The organism is Paenibacillus sp. FSL L8-0502 (assembly GCF_038593055.1).
Taxonomy (GTDB): domain Bacteria; phylum Bacillota; class Bacilli; order Paenibacillales; family Paenibacillaceae; genus Paenibacillus; species Paenibacillus polymyxa_D.
Map to the genome: position 1 here is coordinate 2,162,744 of NZ_CP151958.1, position 18,691 is coordinate 2,181,434.

Annotated in this window: 19 protein-coding genes; all 19 read left to right on the forward strand. The window is 45.7% G+C overall.

Features of this window, described 5'->3' with window-relative positions; translation table 11 throughout:
- Positions 1-11: 11 nt before the first annotated feature.
- The 19 genes from fliM (at position 12) to NSQ57_RS09915 (ending at position 18,626) form a co-directional block, all read left to right on the forward strand.
- The gene (gene fliM, locus NSQ57_RS09825; RefSeq protein WP_029516998.1) at positions 12-1,010 is read left to right on the forward strand and encodes a flagellar motor switch protein FliM; all 999 of its coding nucleotides are present in this window, start codon (positions 12-14) and stop codon (positions 1,008-1,010) included.
- A complete protein-coding gene (gene fliY / locus NSQ57_RS09830) occupies positions 1,000-2,310 on the forward strand; it encodes a flagellar motor switch phosphatase FliY (protein ID WP_029516999.1) in 1,311 nt (436 codons plus the stop codon). The genes fliM and fliY overlap by 11 nt, the downstream gene beginning before the upstream one ends.
- A gap of 29 nt (positions 2,311-2,339) precedes the next feature.
- Positions 2,340-2,705 carry a response regulator gene (locus NSQ57_RS09835; RefSeq protein ID WP_010346372.1) on the forward strand — a complete coding sequence of 122 codons (366 nt, stop codon included), beginning with the start codon at positions 2,340-2,342 and terminating at the stop codon, positions 2,703-2,705.
- 12 nt (positions 2,706-2,717) lie between these two features.
- Positions 2,718-3,251, forward strand: a complete 534-nt coding sequence (locus tag NSQ57_RS09840) for a flagellar biosynthetic protein FliO (protein ID WP_340955209.1) — start codon at positions 2,718-2,720, stop codon at positions 3,249-3,251.
- Complete coding sequence (gene fliP / locus NSQ57_RS09845; RefSeq protein ID WP_013309901.1) at positions 3,248-4,003, forward strand: flagellar type III secretion system pore protein FliP; 756 nt, start codon at positions 3,248-3,250, stop codon at positions 4,001-4,003. Before NSQ57_RS09840 ends, fliP begins: the two co-directional genes overlap by 4 nt.
- Before the next feature lie 37 nt (positions 4,004-4,040).
- The gene (gene fliQ / locus NSQ57_RS09850) at positions 4,041-4,310 is read left to right on the forward strand and encodes a flagellar biosynthesis protein FliQ (protein WP_007430038.1); all 270 of its coding nucleotides are present in this window, start codon (positions 4,041-4,043) and stop codon (positions 4,308-4,310) included.
- Positions 4,311-4,320: 10 nt separating this feature from the next.
- Positions 4,321-5,106, forward strand: coding sequence for a flagellar biosynthetic protein FliR (gene fliR / locus NSQ57_RS09855; RefSeq protein ID WP_023988198.1), 786 nt, complete (start codon positions 4,321-4,323; stop codon positions 5,104-5,106).
- Entirely contained in the window at positions 5,106-6,218 is a 1,113-nt protein-coding gene (gene flhB, locus NSQ57_RS09860) for a flagellar biosynthesis protein FlhB (RefSeq protein WP_039274693.1), read from the forward strand. The genes fliR and flhB overlap by 1 nt, the downstream gene beginning before the upstream one ends.
- Positions 6,219-6,241: 23 nt before the next feature.
- A complete protein-coding gene (gene flhA, locus NSQ57_RS09865; RefSeq protein WP_016820963.1) occupies positions 6,242-8,275 on the forward strand; it encodes a flagellar biosynthesis protein FlhA in 2,034 nt (677 codons plus the stop codon).
- Positions 8,272-9,714, forward strand: coding sequence for a flagellar biosynthesis protein FlhF (flhF, locus tag NSQ57_RS09870; RefSeq protein WP_342425958.1), 1,443 nt, complete (start codon positions 8,272-8,274; stop codon positions 9,712-9,714). The genes flhA and flhF overlap by 4 nt, the downstream gene beginning before the upstream one ends.
- On the forward strand, positions 9,711-10,598 hold the full coding sequence (locus NSQ57_RS09875; protein WP_342425959.1) for a MinD/ParA family protein: 888 nt from the start codon (positions 9,711-9,713) through the stop codon (positions 10,596-10,598). The genes flhF and NSQ57_RS09875 overlap by 4 nt, the downstream gene beginning before the upstream one ends.
- A 30-nt stretch (positions 10,599-10,628) precedes the next feature.
- Complete coding sequence (locus NSQ57_RS09880; RefSeq protein ID WP_029517004.1) at positions 10,629-12,179, forward strand: chemotaxis protein CheB; 1,551 nt, start codon at positions 10,629-10,631, stop codon at positions 12,177-12,179.
- Between the two features lie 33 nt (positions 12,180-12,212).
- Positions 12,213-14,309 (forward strand): chemotaxis protein CheA, encoded by a 2,097-nt coding sequence (locus NSQ57_RS09885; RefSeq protein ID WP_069011401.1) that lies wholly within the window; start codon positions 12,213-12,215, stop codon positions 14,307-14,309.
- A 62-nt stretch (positions 14,310-14,371) separates the two neighbouring features.
- Positions 14,372-14,833, forward strand: coding sequence for a chemotaxis protein CheW (locus NSQ57_RS09890; RefSeq protein WP_007430046.1), 462 nt, complete (start codon positions 14,372-14,374; stop codon positions 14,831-14,833).
- A gap of 3 nt (positions 14,834-14,836) precedes the next feature.
- Positions 14,837-15,463 (forward strand): chemotaxis protein CheC, encoded by a 627-nt coding sequence (locus NSQ57_RS09895; RefSeq protein WP_029517007.1) that lies wholly within the window; start codon positions 14,837-14,839, stop codon positions 15,461-15,463.
- A complete protein-coding gene (locus NSQ57_RS09900; RefSeq protein ID WP_010346358.1) occupies positions 15,456-15,953 on the forward strand; it encodes a chemotaxis protein CheD in 498 nt (165 codons plus the stop codon). Before NSQ57_RS09895 ends, NSQ57_RS09900 begins: the two co-directional genes overlap by 8 nt.
- A gap of 2 nt (positions 15,954-15,955) precedes the next feature.
- Positions 15,956-16,369 carry a hypothetical protein gene (locus tag NSQ57_RS09905; RefSeq protein WP_029517008.1) on the forward strand — a complete coding sequence of 138 codons (414 nt, stop codon included), beginning with the start codon at positions 15,956-15,958 and terminating at the stop codon, positions 16,367-16,369.
- A gap of 14 nt (positions 16,370-16,383) precedes the next feature.
- The gene (locus NSQ57_RS09910; protein ID WP_013309911.1) at positions 16,384-17,172 is read left to right on the forward strand and encodes a FliA/WhiG family RNA polymerase sigma factor; all 789 of its coding nucleotides are present in this window, start codon (positions 16,384-16,386) and stop codon (positions 17,170-17,172) included.
- Positions 17,173-17,216: 44 nt separating this feature from the next.
- Complete coding sequence (locus tag NSQ57_RS09915; protein WP_039274680.1) at positions 17,217-18,626, forward strand: FapA family protein; 1,410 nt, start codon at positions 17,217-17,219, stop codon at positions 18,624-18,626.
- Positions 18,627-18,691: the final 65 nt, after the last annotated feature.

Sequence of the window (18,691 nt, forward strand, 5' to 3'; positions counted from 1 at the left end):
GGTGAATAACATTGGTGGATGTACTGTCACAAGGGGAAATTGATGCCCTTTTAGCAGCTCTTTCGTCCGGTGAAATGGATGCGGAAGAACTTAAAAAGGAAGATACCCAAAAGAAAGTTCGCGCTTATGATTTCAAAAGAGCGCTTAGGTTTTCCAAGGATCATATACGGAGTCTGACGCGGATACACGAGAACTTTGCACGGTATCTGACCACATATTTTTCAGCGCAGCTTCGTACTTTTGTCCAAATTAATGTCGTTCAGGTGGAGCAACTTCCTTATGATGAATTCATTCGCTCCATTCCGAAAATGACCATTCTAAACATTTTTGAAGCTGAACCGCTGGAAGGCCGTATGGTGCTTGAGGTTCACCCGAACGTTGCTTATGCCATGTTGGACAGGCTTCTCGGAGGAACAGGTTCGGCACCGTCAAAGGTTACTGCGTTGACCGAAATCGAGACGACGATTATGGAGCGAATTTTCAGTCGTACCTTTGATAGCCTGCAAGAGGCTTGGAAAACGGTACTGGACATTGAACCGCGCCTAGAGGCGATGGAAACAAATCCGCAGTTCATGCAGATTGTCTCGCCGAATGAAACGATTGCTCTGATTTCGCTTAGTACCAAAATTGGTGATACCACAGGGATGATTAACCTCTGTATCCCGCATGTGGTATTGGAACCTATTATGGCTAGACTGTCCACGCACCAGTGGTTTACATCCGAAAAGAAATCAAGGGCGCCCGAAGAGATTGACGCCTTGAGATTACGGGTCACCAAAGCAGAGCTCCCTATTATTGCGGAGTTGGGTGAATCCCGGATAAATGTAGCCGAGTTTCTGGGTCTTTCGGTCGGGGATGTCATTTCATTGAACAAACCTGTCAAAGAAGGACTATCCATCCGGGTAGGCGAGAAATTGAAGTTTATGGGAAGTCCCGGCATGGTAAGAGATCGTGTTGCCGTACAAATTGATGAAATTGTCAACGAAGGAGTTGAAGAAATTGACGAGTAAAGACTATTTGTCCCAGGAGGAAATCGATGCCTTGCTGAAACAGTCTGAAGCGGGGACGGATTCTACTCCCGCAGGCAAGACCGTTGACGATTTTCTGACTCCTCTGGAGCAGGATGCTCTCGGGGAAATCGGTAATATAACGTTCGGCAGCGCAGCTACGGCTCTTTCCACACTGCTCGGTCAAAAGGTGGATATTACGACACCTAAAGTTTCAATTATTACCCGTTCTGAATTTGAAACTGCATTTCCAAAGCCACACGTAGCTGTACATGTAAATTATGTCGATGGATTCGAGGGTATTAACTCACTCGTAATCAAAAAGCGTGATGCACAAGTGATAGCGGACTTAATGCTTGGTGGTGAAGGAAACCCAGCAGATGAAGAATTGAATGAAATCCACATTAGTGCTGTGCAGGAAGCGATGAACCAGATGATGGGATCGTCGGCGACCTCAATGTCTACTATGTTTAATCGTTTTGTTAATATCTCTCCACCGGGGATTGATATTTTGGATCCTATGCACGGTGATGGAGTATCCAGTCTGCCGGATGAAGAGACGCTCATCACAGTCTCCTTCCGGTTATTGATCGGGGATCTTATTGACTCTACGCTGATGCAACTGTTACCTGTTAATTTCGCCAAAAAAATGGTGAGCATCCTAATGAATGGCGGAGAGGATGAAGAACAACCGCAAGCGTCTGCACAGCAGGTAGCTGCAACAGCTGCTCCCGAAGTGCCGCAACAAGCTAGCGTTCCGCAGCAACCGCCTGCACCAGCCTATCAACAGCCACCTGCAGCCGCGCAGGCGCCGCAAGACGCAGGCTATGGACAACAACCGCCAATGTATCCTCAAGACCCGGGATATGGGCAGCAGGGCGCTCCAGGCTATGGAACACCGGGTTATGGAATGCCAGCTGGTGTACCGCCGCAAGCTCCTTACGGAACGCCTCATCACTACGGCGCAGTACCGGGACGTAATGTAAATGTACAACCTGTACAATTTTCTAACTTGCAGTCCGGTGCATTTGCGCAAGTGGATGAAAACAATTTAAATTTATTGATGGACATTCCCCTTAGAGTCACCGTAGAATTAGGAAGGACCCAAAAGCAAATTAAAGATATTCTGGAGCTCTCACAAGGTTCAATTATTGAACTAGACAAGCTTGCTGGGGAGCCGGTGGACATTTTGGTAAACAACAAACTGATTGCCAAGGGCGAGGTTGTCGTAATCGACGAGAACTTTGGTGTGCGCGTAACAGATATTGTAAGTCAATGGGACCGTATTCAAAAATTACAATAAAAGCATAATTTAGGGAGGATTTATTTCAGATGGCAAACCGTATTTTGATCGTGGACGATGCTGCATTTATGAGAATGATGATTCGGGACATCCTGTCCAAAAATGGTTTTGAGGTAGTAGGAGAGGCCCAAGATGGATCACAGGCCATTGAAAAATTCAAGGAGCTTCGTCCGGACCTGATTACGATGGATATCACGATGCCTGAAATGGACGGCATTGCCGCTCTGAAGGAAATCAAACAAATTGACGCGAATGCAAAGGTTATCATGTGTTCCGCGATGGGTCAGCAAGCAATGGTTATTGATGCCATTCAAGCTGGCGCAAAAGATTTTATCGTTAAGCCTTTCCAATCGGATCGGGTTATCGAAGCCATCAACAAAACACTGGGTGTCTAAGGCGCACCCAGTATGGATACACAACAGGGTGCCTCTGACGCATTGAGTACATCCAGCAATATAGGCAACATTGCCTGGGTCCTTTTCGTGCTAATCTTTATCATCGTACTGATCGTGTACTTGATACGGTTTTTGAGTAAAAGAAATCAGAGCTGGTTCAGCAACCGCTCCGTTCGCATACTGGGAGGCGTGGGACTGGGTCCCAATAAATCCCTTCAGCTTGTTGAAGTAGGTAGCAGTGTGTACCTCATTGGTGTGGGAGAAGATATCCAGCTTGTTGACAAAGTATCCGATCCTGAAGAAGTGGAGCAAATTTTGGCCGCACTGGAGCAGGAAGCTTCTCTGCAGCGCGGCCCGATTGCCCCGCTATTCGCTAAAATTGCGGATAAGCTTCGCCGGAACAACGTGGCACAGCAGCAGCCTGAAGAGGAGACATCTTTTCACGAGATGTTTGAATCCAAGCTTCGGCAAATGCCGAATCGCAAGGATAAACTTGAAAAGCTGCGCAATGAGGAGAATACTACAGATCGGTCGGGAGATTCATGAGAAAAAAGATTATACTTGCATGTTTGCTGCTTGTCTTGTTCAGCTTCATTTCGGTGACGGCGGCCTCTGCGGAACCGATTCCGAACATTGATATTCAAGTCGGCAATTCGGACAAAGGACAGCCCGGTGCCACCTCGCTGTCTATTATTTTACTTATTACTGTCATTAGTGTAGCGCCCGCGTTGCTTGTACTTATGACAAGTTTTACGCGAATTGTGATTGTGCTTGGCTTTGTGCGAACTTCGCTGGGAACCCAGCAGATGCCGCCTAATCAGGTGCTTGTTGGACTGGCTTTGTTTCTCACTTTATTCATTATGGCACCGACGTTCTCAGCTATGAATGAAACTGCGCTTCAGCCGTATCTCAAGGGGGATATAACACAGTCTCAGGCGCTGGACAAGGCATCGGTACCGATCAAGACCTTTATGTTCTCTCATACACGTGAGAAGGATCTACTGCTCTTTATGAAATACACCAAGATGGAAAAACCAAAGAATTATCAGGATATTCCACTAACGGTGATGGTTCCGGCTTATGCAATCAGTGAGTTGAAAACGGCCTTTCAGATGGGCTTTATGATTTTCATACCATTTTTAGTTATAGACATTGTAGTGTCGAGTACACTCATGGCTATGGGGATGATGATGCTACCACCGGTAATGATTTCACTTCCTTTTAAAATACTGCTCTTTGTACTTGTAGATGGTTGGTATTTGGTAGTCAAATCGTTGCTTCTAAGTTTTAACACATGAGTACTTCATGCAAGGACAGCAATCAAGGAGGACGGCAATGACTTCGGAGTTTATTATTTCCCTGGCTGGGCAAGCGGTGTACATTGTACTCAAGGTGAGCGCTCCGATGCTGATTTTGGGGCTAGTCGTGGGTTTGATTATCAGCATTTTTCAGGCGACAACCCAAATTCAGGAGCAGACACTGGCCTTTGTTCCGAAGATTGTCGCCGTATTGCTGGCATTGCTTTTGTTCGGGCCTTGGATATTGACCACATTAGTGGACTTTACGTATAACATTCTGGACAATTTGTACAAATATATAGGTTAGGCTGAATGTTATGAACATATTGTTACAAAGTTTTCCTGTTTTTTTGCTGATTTTTTGTCGGATTACCTCATTTTTTGTAGTAGCGCCTATTTTTTCGACCCGAGGTGTACCTAATATCTTTAAGGTCGGAATTTCAGGATTTCTAGCTTTGGTCGTGTATCTTACATATGGAACGCATCAACAGGTACCGACCGATGTAGCGTATGTGCTGTTAGTGGGCCGTGAAGTGCTGATTGGGTTGTTATTGGGATTTACTGCATATCTGTTCATGACAGCGATCCAAACCGCAGGTTCATTTATAGATTTACAGGTGGGGTTCGGAATGGCGAGTGTGTTTGATCCCATGACAGGGGCTTCAACGCCTTTAACAGGGAATTTTAAGTTTGCCATAGCTGTATTGTTCTTTTTAAGTATAAATGGGCACCATCATCTGCTAAATGCTATCTTATACAGCTATGATTGGGTACCGTTGACAAATGATTTTTTTGTAAAGCTGTATGGTGGCAGTGTAACTGAATTCCTGGTACGTTCTTTTGCGGAATCATTTATGCTGGCCTTTCAAATTGCTGCCCCCATTGTAGTAGCTACCTTTTTAACGGATGTGGGACTCGGTTTTTTAGCTAAAACAGCGCCACAATTCAACATTTTTGTCATTGGTGTACCTCTTAAAATTATTGTGGGACTGTTCATGTTACTGCTTCTCATGCCAAGTTTTGCTTTTATATTCGAAAGATTGTTTTCTGTGATGTTCGAATCCATGCGCAACTTGTTGGATATTATGGGTAATCGTCCTTAATGTCTGGTCTGGAGGAACGTAGTTTGTCATTTAAATATGCTATGAACCTGCAGTTGTTCTCAGGGGAAAAAACGGAAAAAGCTACACCCAAAAAGAAACAGGATGCAAGACAAAAAGGGCAGGTTGCCAAAAGCATGGAGTTGCCCGCCGCTGGTGTCCTGCTGGTTACGTTTTTTTGCCTCATGATTTTCGGCGGGTATTTTAAGGACCATGCGGTTCGACTATTTCGGGATATTTTTGTGAATCGGCTTTCTATGGAGGTAACGCCGAACACAACGCTGCTGATGATGGGCGAATATGGCGTGCAAATCTTAATTATGCTGGCACCTATTTTTATTGGGGCCATTGTCATTGGGATAGCAGCAAATTACATGCAGATCGGTTTTTTATTAACCGGAGAGGGCATTACGCCCAAGTTTAGCAAGATTGATCCGATTAAAGGATTCAAAAATATTTTTTCCATGAGGTCATTGGTTGAATTCCTGAAATCTGTTTTAAAGATGACCGTAATTGGTTATCTGGTGTACAGCGTACTCTGGAAAACAAAGGCTGACCTACCCAAACTGGCTGAAATGTCCGGCGATCAGATGTTGAGCTTTACAGCTTCATTAACGATGGAACTGGGGCTCAAAATTGGTGTGGTGCTGTTCGTTTTAGCGGTATTGGACTATATGTATCAACGTTATGAGCATGAGAAAAACCTGAAAATGTCCAAACAGGACATCAAGGATGAATACAAGAAAATGGAGGGTGACCCGCTGATCAAAGGGAAAATTCGCGAGCGTCAGCGCCGTATGGCTATGCAGCGTATGATGCAGGAGGTTCCTAATGCAGATGTCATCATTACCAACCCTACGCACTTTGCTGTGGCTTTGAAATATGACGGTTCGGAGATGGAAGCGCCGCAGATTATTGCGAAAGGGCAAGATTACGTTGCGCTCCGAATTAAAGAAATTGCCAAGCAAAACGGCGTTATAACGATGGAAAACAAGCCGCTGGCGCGAGCGCTGTTTCAAAGAGCCGAAATCGGGGATGCTATACCAGCTGATCTGTTCCAGGCCGTTGCCGAAGTGCTGGCGTATGTATATAAATTAAAAGGTAAAGTGAAATAAAGGGATCGGAGGGCTAGAGACCCGTGAAAATAAAAGAAATAACTGTCCTTGCAGGCGTCATCGGTATCGTTCTTATGATGATTCTCCCGATCCCATCATGGCTGCTGGATATCCTACTCGTCATTAATATTTCTATTGCTTTAATGATTCTACTCGTTTCTATGAATACGAAGGAAGCTTTACAGTTCTCTATTTTTCCTTCATTGCTGCTCATTACAACGTTATTTCGTTTGGCACTTAATATCTCTACAACCAAACTTATTTTAGGTGAGGGCCATGCAGGGGAAGTAGTTGCTACGTTTGGTAGTTGGATTGCAGGAGGGCAAATTGCCGTCGGTTTTGTTGTCTTTCTCATTCTCGTGGTCGTACAGTTCATTGTTATCACTAAGGGATCTGAGCGGGTTGCTGAGGTAGGCGCACGGTTTACATTGGATGCAATGCCGGGTAAACAAATGAGTATTGATGCGGATCTGAATGCAGGTTTGATCAATGAGCAGCAAGCCCGTGAACGACGTAGTAAAATCGAACGGGAAGCAGATTTTTACGGGGCGATGGATGGTGCGAGTAAATTCGTTAAAGGTGATGCCATTGCTAGTATTATCATTTTGATCATTAACTTGGTCGGTGGCTTTATTATCGGTATGGCCGTTCAGGGAAAAGGATTTCAAGAGGCGCTGTCGACTTATTCTGTCCTCACCATCGGTGACGGACTGGTCAGTCAGATTCCCGCACTGCTCATATCCACGGCGTCAGGCTTGATTGTTACGCGGGCTACGTCAGATGGCAACTTGGCAGAGGATTTAACTGGACAACTCTTTTCTTATCCAAAACTGATCTACATTGTGGCTGCCACAATTGCATTATTAGGGCTTTTCACACCTATTCATATCATTACAACTCTTCCACTGGCGATTCTGCTGTTTTTTGCGGCTCGAAGAATGCAGGGCAATATGGAGCGCAAGCAAATAGCCGATGAACAGCTGGAAGAGGAGCAACAAATTGAAGAAGTCCGTAGTCCGGAAAGTGTCATTAATTTGCTTCAGGTAGATCCAATTGAATTTGAATTTGGATACGGGTTAATTCCGCTGGCGGATACACAGCAGGGCGGGGATTTATTAGATCGGATTATTATGATCCGTCGTCAATGTGCTTTGGAACTGGGTTTGGTTGTACCGGTCATTCGTATTCGAGACAACATTCAGCTCAAACCTAACGAGTATGTAATTAAAATTAAAGGTAATACCGTGGGCGGCGGAGAGCTTCTGTTAAATCATTACCTGGCTATGAGTCCAGGATACGACGATGATTCTATTACAGGAATCGAAACGACGGAACCAGCCTTCGGATTGCCTGCGCTCTGGATTGATGAGAACACCAAGGATGTTGCGGAATTGTCTGGTTATACCGTAGTTGATCCACCTTCAGTTGTAGCTACTCATCTTACGGAGACGATCAAGAAACATGCTCATGAGTTGCTTGGCAGACAGGAGACACGTTCGCTGGTCGACAATCTCAAAGAGAATTATCCAGTGCTGGTGGACGACCTTATTCCTTCTGTGCTTGCGATTGGGGACGTACAAAAAGTGTTAGCCAAGCTGTTGAAAGAAAAAATCTCCATTCGCGATATGGTGACTATTTTCGAAACACTAGCTGACTACGGTACTTATACAAAAGATCCCGACGTGCTGACTGAATATGTCCGTCAGGCGTTGTCCCGTCAGATTACGCAGCAATTTGCCCAACAAGGGGAGACGTTACGCGTTATTACAGTGGGACCAGGATTGGAGAAGAAAATTGCTGAAAGCGTGCAACAGTCGGAGCAAGGTAGCTATTTAGCTCTAGACCCGGTGTCAACGCAAACGGTGTATCAAAGAATGATGGAGCAAATCAACCGTCTCATTCAATCTGGACAGCAGCCTATTGTGTTAACGTCACCGACAATTCGTATGTATTTGCGGCAAGTGATGGAGCGGACGATGCAGGATGTCCCAGTGCTGTCGTACAGTGAGCTGGAGCCGAACGTTGAAATTCAAAGTGTCGGGGTGGTGAACTTATGAGAGTGAAACGATATGTAGTGGATACCATGCCAGAAGCTATGCTGCAAATCAGGGGTGACTTAGGAACAGACGCCGTCATTTTAAGTACAAAGGAAATGAAGGTCGGCGGTTTCATGGGAATGTTCAGTAAAAAGAAAATCGAAGTGGTAGCTGCGGTAGAGGAGAAGCAACCTCAAAAGCCACGACGGTTTGGACCATCTTCACAAGAGCTTGCCCGGGCGGCTTCACCTCAAATGAACGCTCCTGAACAGCCAGAAAAATCATTTATGCCTGTGGTTCCCAGACAAGCTGCTCCAGAAGCTTACCGGCGGGTAACGCAGATGACGGGTGGTTCCAAAGAAGAACAAGCTGAATTAATGATCGATGCAGAACAAGCAGCTTCAGCAACTGAGCATTTGTCATCTAGGTCTGCTAATAATCTGGAGACTACGTCTCAAGCACTTGATCATGAAGCATTACTTTCGAACATGAAATCATCCAGCGAACTGTTTAAACAGCCCATTGAAGCAAGCGTTCCAGACAAGAGCGGAGCGGAGGAAAATCAGGCTCTGCTTAATGAATTGCGGGAAATGAAAGCTATGATGACTCGGTTTTCCCGAAACTCTTCAATGGAAAGTACTTGGCCGGAGCCGCTGCAAGAGATTTGTGAGCGTGTGCTGGAACAGGAAGTGGAACGTGATTTACTGGAGTATTGGCTCGAACAGGTATATGTGCGTCGGAGTGAGCACCCTTTTGCGCCTGAAACTTTCGATTGGGAACAAGCCTTTCGTGAGGAAGTGGCCAGTTTTATTCAGACAAGACTGGACAAAGGGATCTCCAAAGATACCAAAATTGTGTATGTGGCAGGTCCTACCGGAGTAGGGAAAACAACAACTATTGCCAAGTTAGCAGCAGAACAGTTGTTTAAGCATCATCGCAAAGTTGGATTTATTACTTCTGACACGTACCGGATTTCTGCCGTCGAGCAACTGCGTACATATGCTACGATTTTGAATGTACCGCTTGAAGTTGTGCAATCTCCCGGTGACGTTCACAGAGCCATTCAACGTCTGGAACATTGTGACCTGATCCTCATGGATACGGCAGGACGAAATTATCGAAATGAATTACTTGTTTCGGAACTGCAAAGTCTGCTTTCGCCTATTAATGAAAGTGAGACGTATCTGGTACTCAGCCTAACATCCAAAAGCAAAGATATGCTCAATATAACTGGACATTTCAGCAAGTTTGGTCTCGGTAAGGTTGTGTTTACTAAGATGGACGAGACAGGTAGCTGCGGTGGAATGTTTAATCTTTTGCATCAATTTCCGATGCAGCTGGCCTATATTACCAATGGGCAAAATGTTCCTGATGACCTGCTTCATCCCGATACAGAAATGGTGACAAGCATGCTGCTTGGACCCAAAACATCAACAGGAGTTAACGGAGATTCCATATGAGTGACCAAGCCCAATCACTTAGACAAATGGCTTCTTCCTTGGATCAATATCGATTGCCTCCACGTAATCGTCAAGCAAAAATTATAACGATCACCAGTGGTAAAGGCGGGGTGGGCAAATCCAATTTCACGCTGAACTTTGCTCTTGCTCTGCAATCCCTTGGTCGAAGGGTACTTGTGTTTGATGCTGATATAGGTATGGCCAATATTGATGTATTAATGGGAGCCAATTCACAATACAATCTTTTACATCTGCTAAAACGTGAGAAATCAATTGATGAAATTATTCAAACGGGTGTAGGTGGTTTGCCTTATATTGCTGGAGGATCGGGTTTGAGCGAATTGTTTACGTTATCGGATGACGATCTGAATTATTTTGCCGAAGAAGTAGAGAAAATGGCAGCAGATATGGATTATATTCTATTTGATACAGGTGCAGGTTTATCCAAAGAAAACCTTAAATTCATCACTTCAGCTGACGAATGCCTGGTTGTAACTACACCGGAACCGACGTCCTTAACAGATGCGTATGCGCTAATTAAAGTCGTCAGCGGTTTGCAAAAGGATACGGTATTCAAAATTATAGTCAATCGTGCCGATAACGATAATGAGGCCCGTCAAGTTGCCGATAAGATCGCACTGGTTGCGAAACGCTTTTTGGAGATCGATATCCCGTTGCTTGGACATATCAGTGATGATACTCATGTCATGCAAGCAGTCAAAAGGCAAGTACCATTTATGGTTGCTTTTCCGGGATGTGCGGCTTCAAGAGATGTATTGAATCTGGCACACCGTTTTGCAGCAATGCCACAGATTCCGCAATCAGGTGCATTGAGTGGAATTAAAGGGTTTATGCAAAAATGGTTGCGGCGTTCTGTACATTGATTTTGATGAGAGGAAACAGAGGTGTTTAACATGTGTGCTTACCGGGTGCTGGTTGTAGATGATTCGGCCTTTATGCGCAAAATTATTACAGATTTAATTGTAAGGGATGAGTCGTTCAACATCGTAGGTACAGCCGCCAATGGCAAAGAGGCTGTAGAGAAAGTGAAGGAATTGCAGCCCGATTTGGTCACCATGGATGTCGAGATGCCTGAAATGAATGGTCTTGAAGCATTGCCATTGATTATGGCAGCCCATCCGCTACCTGTAATTATGCTGTCAGGCATTAATGAACAAGGCATGAAGGAGACCATCATGGCTCTGGAGGCAGGAGCTTTCGATTTTATAAGAAAGCCTTCCATCGCTCATGCGCAAGATATTGAGCAAGTGAGCAAGGCGCTGCTGGAACAGATGCACACTGCTATGCAAGCAGTGCGGAGTCGTCTGGAGCGCAAGGAAGCTAATGAGCGCAAAGCTGCATTGGAACAAGCGAAAAAAACGCCACAGCAAAAGCCTCCAGGACAGGCTGTGACTGAGAAGCGATCAGGCAGTCAAGCTTCGACAGACAAGTCTCCTGTTGTTCCGCTTGCTCCTTCACCTGCTGTATCAGCTCAGCCGAAGCGTGATGTTGGCAAGTCCGCCCCGGCAGTAGCCAAGCAGGAAACTAAACGACAACAGTCTGGAACATCTGTTACAGCGGGGCGCATAGAACAGCAGCCAGCTGCTCAGCCAAGCAATAAGTCAGTCCAAGCACCTACTGTTCAGAAGAAGGAAGATTTGTCCAAGGGGATAGGACGAACACCAGGGCAACTAAACAGTACTACTACGGCCGCTGGCAAATCGCTGCATGGTAAGGATAAAGCAGGCTTGGTTAAGCCGGAGCCCCATAAGACGGTGATTTCATCAGCTACTCGTACTCCTGCGGCTGCTACGCCTCCAGTAGCGGCACCTACAGTTCCTGCCGCACCTAAGGGATTGTCACTTAAAAAAGGTGTGCACACGTCCAACTTTCGCAAACTAGTGGCGGTGGGATGTTCTACGGGCGGTCCGCGGGCGCTTAAGACGCTGTTGGAACGCATTCCTGGTGATTTTCCTGCTCCAATCGTTATCGTTCAGCATATGCCGCCAAACTTCACTCGTTCGCTGGCACAACGCTTAAACACGTTAAGTCCACTCCGAGTTGTGGAGGCTGAGCAGGGAATGACGTTGGAGACTGGAACGGCCTACATTGCCCCAGGGGGATATCAACTAAGAATTGTACCAGGAGCTGGTGGTAAATACACTGTGTCACTGAAGACGGAGGAAGCTCGCAATGGTCACCGTCCTTCCGTAGATACGATGTTTGAATCGTTGCTCTCGTTAACCTCGTTGGAGCGGCATCTAGTATTGCTCACTGGAATGGGGAGCGACGGGGCCAAAATGATGAAGAAGCTTTATGATGCTGGGGTACAATCCACATTTGCTGAAAATGAGGAAACTTGTGTAGTGTACGGAATGCCCCGCTCAGCAGTAGAGTTAAAATGTGTGCGTCACCTTCTGCCAATGCAGGAGATCGCCCCCAAGCTTGTACAAGTTGTGAAATAATCGGAGTGTAACTCATGGAGGAGGTGTCTCACAATGGACATGAACCAATATTTAAACATGTTTATTGATGAGTCGAATGATCATCTGCAATCTCTTAACGAAAAAATGCTTCAACTGGAAAGCAATCCAACTGATCTAGGTATCGTTCAGGTGATTTTCCGTTCTGCCCATACCCTCAAGGGAATGGCTGCTACGATGGGGTTTGAAGACCTAGCATCGCTTACCCACCAAATGGAAAACGTTCTTGATCTTGTACGTAACAACAAGCTGGCGATGCATGAATTTATATTCGATACCTTATTTAAGGGATTGGATGCTCTGGAGTCCATGGTGCAGCACATTACAGAGGGAGGCGACGGAAAAGCGGATGTCTCCTCTATTGTATCTTCACTACAATCCATCGTGAGCGGGGATTTCCAAAAGACCGGCGCAAATGCTGCGACTGAGGAGTCTCCATCTAAAAAAGTGGGCAAAAACGATAGTGCTGGGCTTGTTTTGGATCAGTTCCAGTATTCTGTATTGGAGCAATCTATTTCTGAAGGACATCGTGTTCACTATATACAGGTAACAATCAGCTCAGAGAGCCAGTTAAAGGCGGCGCGTGCTTTTATGGTGTTTAATACACTGGAAAACTCTGGTGAAATCGTCAAGGCCTATCCGTCGGTACAGGATATTGAGCAGGAGAAATTCGAGCAAAGCTTCTCGTTATATTACATAACGCAGAAAGAAGTTGGGGAGCTGGAAAAGGAAATCGCGGGCATCTCTGAAATTGACACTGTCTCAGTGGTACAACTAGATCAGGAATCGCTTAAACAAATGAGCGAAGTTACTGCTGGACTGGCTGAGACTGCTGCGGTACAGGAAGCTCCTGTTGCCGTGCAATCACCTGCTCCATCCCAGCCGCAGTCTTCAGCTGCGGCCTCTGTGGCTAAGGCAGCTGCAGGTAAGACGCCAGCAGCTAAGGCAGCTGCCCCTACGCATAACCGTACGATTCGTGTAGATATTGAACGTCTGGATGTACTTATGAACTTATTTAGCGAGTTGCTCATTGACCGCGTGCGGTTAGAGCAGTTGGCAAGTGAAGCTTCCAATCCAGCACTGACAGAAACGGTAGAGCACATGAGTCGTGTGAGCAGCGATTTACAAAACGTCGTTCTTAAATTGCGGATGGTACCAGTAGACACTGTTTTCAATCGTTTTCCGCGTATGGTGCGCGATCTGGCCAAATCGCTGGATAAAAAACTTGATTTGGTTATTACTGGAGCAGAGACTGAAATGGACCGCACTGTTATCGACGAAATTGGCGATCCTCTGGTGCATTTGCTTCGTAACTCCGTGGATCATGGCATTGAGTCGGTAGCCGATCGGATTGCAGCTGGTAAACCTGAGACAGGAACGGTTAACTTGCGTGCTTTTCATAGCGGAAATAACGTATTCATCGAGATTGAAGATGACGGAAATGGTATTAATCGCGATAAGGTACTAAACAGTGCTATTTCTAAAGGGATTTTGACAGCAGAGCAAGCAGCGGTCATGACCGACGAGGAAGCTTATCAGGTATTGTTTGCTCCAGGCTTTAGCACAGCTGCAGTCATTTCAGACGTATCAGGACGCGGTGTCGGTTTGGACGTTGTTAAATCCAAAATCACTGCTTTGGGTGGCAATGTTACGGTTCACTCTACACTGGGCCAAGGCACTAATTTCTCTGTGCAATTGCCGCTCACCCTATCCATTATTGCAGCCATGATGATACAGATCGGTTCTGAAAAATATGCGATCCCATTGTCCTCCATTGTGGAGACTGCGATTGTCAAACGGACACAAATTCGTTCTGTACATGGCAATAAAATGATTGCTTTCCGCGATTCTCATATCCCGCTCATCTCCTTGAGTCAGCTGTTTGAGGTACCGGACTTCAATGAAGATGAAGAAGAAGAGACAGAGGTCGTGGTCATCCGAAAGGGAGACCGTTTGGCAGCTCTTTCTGTACAGGACTTTTTGGGACAAAGTGAAATTGTCCTTAAAAATCTGGGCAAATACCTTCCAAACATCCAAGGAATTTCAGGTGCCACGATTCTGGGTGACGGTCAGGTTGCGTTGATCATTGACCCGAATGTTTTCATTAAATAATGTCTTCATCAGAAATGAAAGAAATGTGAAGTTGCTGACATCAATAAGGAGGGTTTTTAGACATGGGAGAAGAAATTAAAGTTATCGTATTTAAGCTTGGTGAAGAGGAATACGGTGTTGAAGTAGAAAAAGTCCAATCTATTGAACGCATGGTGCCGATTACACGGGTTCCAAGAACTTACGATTTTGTAAAAGGTGTATTCAACATGAGAGGCGTAGTCATTCCGGTTATTGATCTTCGTGGCCGATTTGGATTGCCTGAAGCTGAATATACCGATCAAACCCGCATCATTATCGTTGCAGTGGGCGAAATGCAAGTCGGCTTTATCGTTGATTCAGCGAATGACGTTATTGACCTGAATACTGACAATATCGAGACACCACCGGAAGTGATTGGCGGAGTTAAGGCTAAATATCTTCGCGGAGTTGCTAAAATTGGTGAAGAGCGCTTGTTGATTATGCTGAACTTGTCCGAAGTCCTGAATCGTAGCGAAATGAACCAACTGGAAGGCTTAGAGGATTAACATATGGAGAATCTTGGGAATCTCGAAGACTTCAAGTTGGATGTGTTGAAAGAAGTCGGCAACATTGGCTCGGGGAACGCTGCTACAGCGCTCTCCCGGCTTCTCAATAAACCGGTCGACATGGGTGTGCCCAAAGTACAAATGCTGCCTTTTGAGGAAATTGCCGATAAAGTCGGTGGAAATGAGCAACTTGTTGTTGCAATATTTTTTAGGGTAGAAGGGGAAGCCCCCGGCAATCTATTCTTCATATTGCAGCCTCAGGCGGCAAAAGGCTTACTTTCCCGTTTGGCGAATATTCCTTCAGATGACGAGGACAGTTTTAACGAAATGGAGCACTCAGCCCTGTCGGAGATCGGAAACATTTTAGCGGGCTCTTACCTGTCTTCGCTGGCCGATTTCACACGTTTATCCATGTATCCAACAGTCCCTGCGCTGGCGTTGGACATGGCAGGAGCAATTCTTAGCTACGGACTGCTGCAGTTTGGGCAGATGGGAGATGCTGCATTATTGATTGACACATCGTTTCTGGAAGGGCAGAATCAGATAGAGGGTCAATTTTTCCTGATTCCTGATCCAGAATCGTTCGGGAAAATCTTTAGGTCGTTAGGAGTCCCGATGAACGATGATTGAGGATAAAAGCATCATTAAAGTCGGCATGGCAGATTTAAATGTTACCAGCAATCCGAACTCGATTCGTACGACAGGACTTGGCTCCTGCGTCGGATTGACCCTCTATGATCCTCATTTGAAACTGGCAGGCATGGCACATGTGATGCTACCGTCCTCAGATATTGCGCGTGAAGGGCAGCTGAATATAGCCAAATATGCGGATACGGCGCTGCCCGAGTTATTTGAGAGGATGCTGAAATTGGGTGCAGAACGACGCAGGCTGATTGCCAAAATGGCAGGGGGAGCGCAGATGTTCGCCTTTGCTGGTAGTGGAGACACCATGCGGATTGGTCCACGTAATGTAGAATCATGCAAGGAAATGCTCGTAGATCTCGGCATTCCTTTGATTGCGGAGGACACAGGCGGCAATTATGGACGAACGATTGAGTTGGACTCTGAAACTGGCGTTTTGAATATTCGAAGCGTACAAAAAGGTGTAAAGGAATTATAAACATGTTATTTGGCAGCTTACGCATTAATCTTTGGTCTGGAGTAGTCGGATTTATTCTGACTTTTGTGTTGTCCGTTGGCAGCAATCTGCTGACCACGAGCTTAATTCGTGGCTTGATCGCCTTCGTTTTTTGGTTCCTACTTGCATTTGTGCTGCGCTGGACACTAGGTGTTGTAGCGCGGCCAGATCTGGGGAATGCCCAAAGCCGGGCAAGCTCTCAGGTAGATGGCGTAGGGGGGAATCTGGACCTGACGACACCAGACGAAAATGAAGACCTGAATGAATTGCTGAAACCGAAACCAGAGCAGACGGACGAGGGGGATAATGGTTTTGCACCTTTAAACCCACCTAAGCTGGTTTCCAACAAGGACCCTGAAGAATTGGCCAAGGCCGTTCGTCACCTGACAGACAAATAAGGAGGGTGAAGCCGATGAACGAGCGAAAAGCCGCTCATTTAAACCATTCCGAACTATGGGAACAATGGAAAGAACACGGTGACAAGGAAGCAAAAAAACAGTTAATTGAAAAGTATCTCCATATTGTAGAGTATGTGTCAGGCCGTCTTGCAGTAGGCTTGCCTAAAAATGTATCCAAGGATGATCTGGCGAGTAACGGCGTTATGGGTTTGATTGACGCTTTAGAGAAATTTGACTATGAGCGTGGTTTGCAGTTTGAGACTTATGCTTCTTGGCGTGTTCGTGGAGCGATTTTGGATGGTCTTCGTCAAGGGGATTGGGTTCCTCGTTCAGTTAGGGAAAAAGCGAAAAAAATCGAGGATGCATACCAGCATTTGGAACAAAGATATCTACGCACGGTCAGCGACGAAGAGATGAGTCATTATTTGGACGTTTCTGAGAAAGAGTTTCAAAATATGATCCAAGAGGTCGCTGTTATGTCGATTGTCTCACTGGAGGATCCGATCCGCGAAGAGGAATCGGAAACACGGCTTTCCCTTTTGGTGGACGAGAAGGCGAAAAATCCGGATCATAAGGTCAATGAATTTACACTTCGTGATGCCCTTGCACAAGGCATTGATAAATTGACTGAAAAAGAACGTATCGTTGTTTCTTTATTGTATTACGAGGATTTGTCACTCAGCGAAATCGCTGAGGTCATGTCGCTATCTCCATCGCGAATTTCACAGTTGCATTCCAAAGCAATATTACGTCTGAGAGCGACATTGGACAAACAACGGGATTTGCTAATGCGTAAAGATTAACGTACGGGAGGTTACAGTAACAGTTAGACGGAAGGAGCACCCTTGTGGAGAAGCAATATGCTTTGGACCAGTTTTTAAAAGTGGTTGTCTCACCTGACAAACAAACCGCCTACTTGGAGTTTGCCAAACGTGAAGAAGGCTTTGCCTGTTCTGTGGAAGAATTAGAGCGTTTTCTAAGCAACCAAAAAATATCCTACGGTTTAATAACCGATGCAATTCGCGTATTTGCGGCAAGTCCGGAAGATCATTTCTTCGGAAAATTACTGATTGCTCAGGGAAAGCAGCCGATCCATGGCACAGACGGAAAAATCAATCTGGCTGATATTGTGACTGGCGAAGATGCACATAAGCCGCTTGAAACCGTGGATGGACGGGTGGATTATAAAGAACTAACTCGTTTAAGAAATGTAAAACGTGGTCAACTGATTGCCGAACGGGTTGATCCTCTGCCAGGTGTACCGGGGATTGCTGTAACCGGAGAGGAAATTCCTTTTCTTCCAGGTAAAGAGGCGCGTTTTAAAGTTGGAAAAAATGTAGTGATTCATCCAGAAGGTGTTGCGATGTATGCGGCTATTGACGGACTGGTAACTACGACTGAAAAGGGCAAACTTAATGTGTTCCCCGTATATGAAGTTAACGGGGACGTCGATTATAGTGTCGGCAACATTGATTTTGTTGGAACCGTCGTCATTCGTGGGAATGTTTTGACAGGTTTCCGGGTTCGGGCGGCTGGCGACATTCGTGTCATCGGTGGTGTGGAAGGGGCCGAAATTGTGGCGGAAGGTTCAGTGGAAATCACTGGCGGTATTATCGGATACCATAAGGGGTTCGTGAAAGCTGCACAAAATGTGAAATGCTCGTTTATACAAGATGGTAACGTGATTGCGGGAGGCGATGTACTTGTATCCCAGAGTATCATGCATTCCCAGATCAAAGCGAGTAATAATGTAATCTGCGAAGGGACAAAAGGGCTTATCGTAGGTGGCAGTGTACAAGCTGGTAAAAAGGTAGTGGCTCGTACCGTCGGTAATACGATGTCCACAGCTACCAATATCGAAGTGGGTGTACTTCCCGAACTGCGCGATGAACTGACAGAACTCCGCGCACGTTTGAAGCAGCAGACAGACAGCCAGGATAAAACGAATAAGGCTCTTACCATATTGGATCAGCTTGCCGCCGCCGGACAGCTTGCACCTGAAAGAATGGCTATGCGAATCAAGCTGACATCTACTAAAAAATCTAATGAACAGGAGCTTTTGGAAACCAAGTCCAGAATGCTTGAAATTGAACGAACATTAGAGGATACAAGCCGCGCACGGGTAGAAGTGAAAAATGTGATTTATGGTGGCTCTAAAATAGTTATCGGCAGATATACAAAATTTATTAAAGATTCAGTGGAAAGAATGGCGTTTTATTATCATGAGGGAGACATCAGCATGTCCTCCTACGTGTAATTCGGCACACTGATAAACAACATTTAACATTGTATTCCTTGGAAGAAAGATACGGATGCCCAATC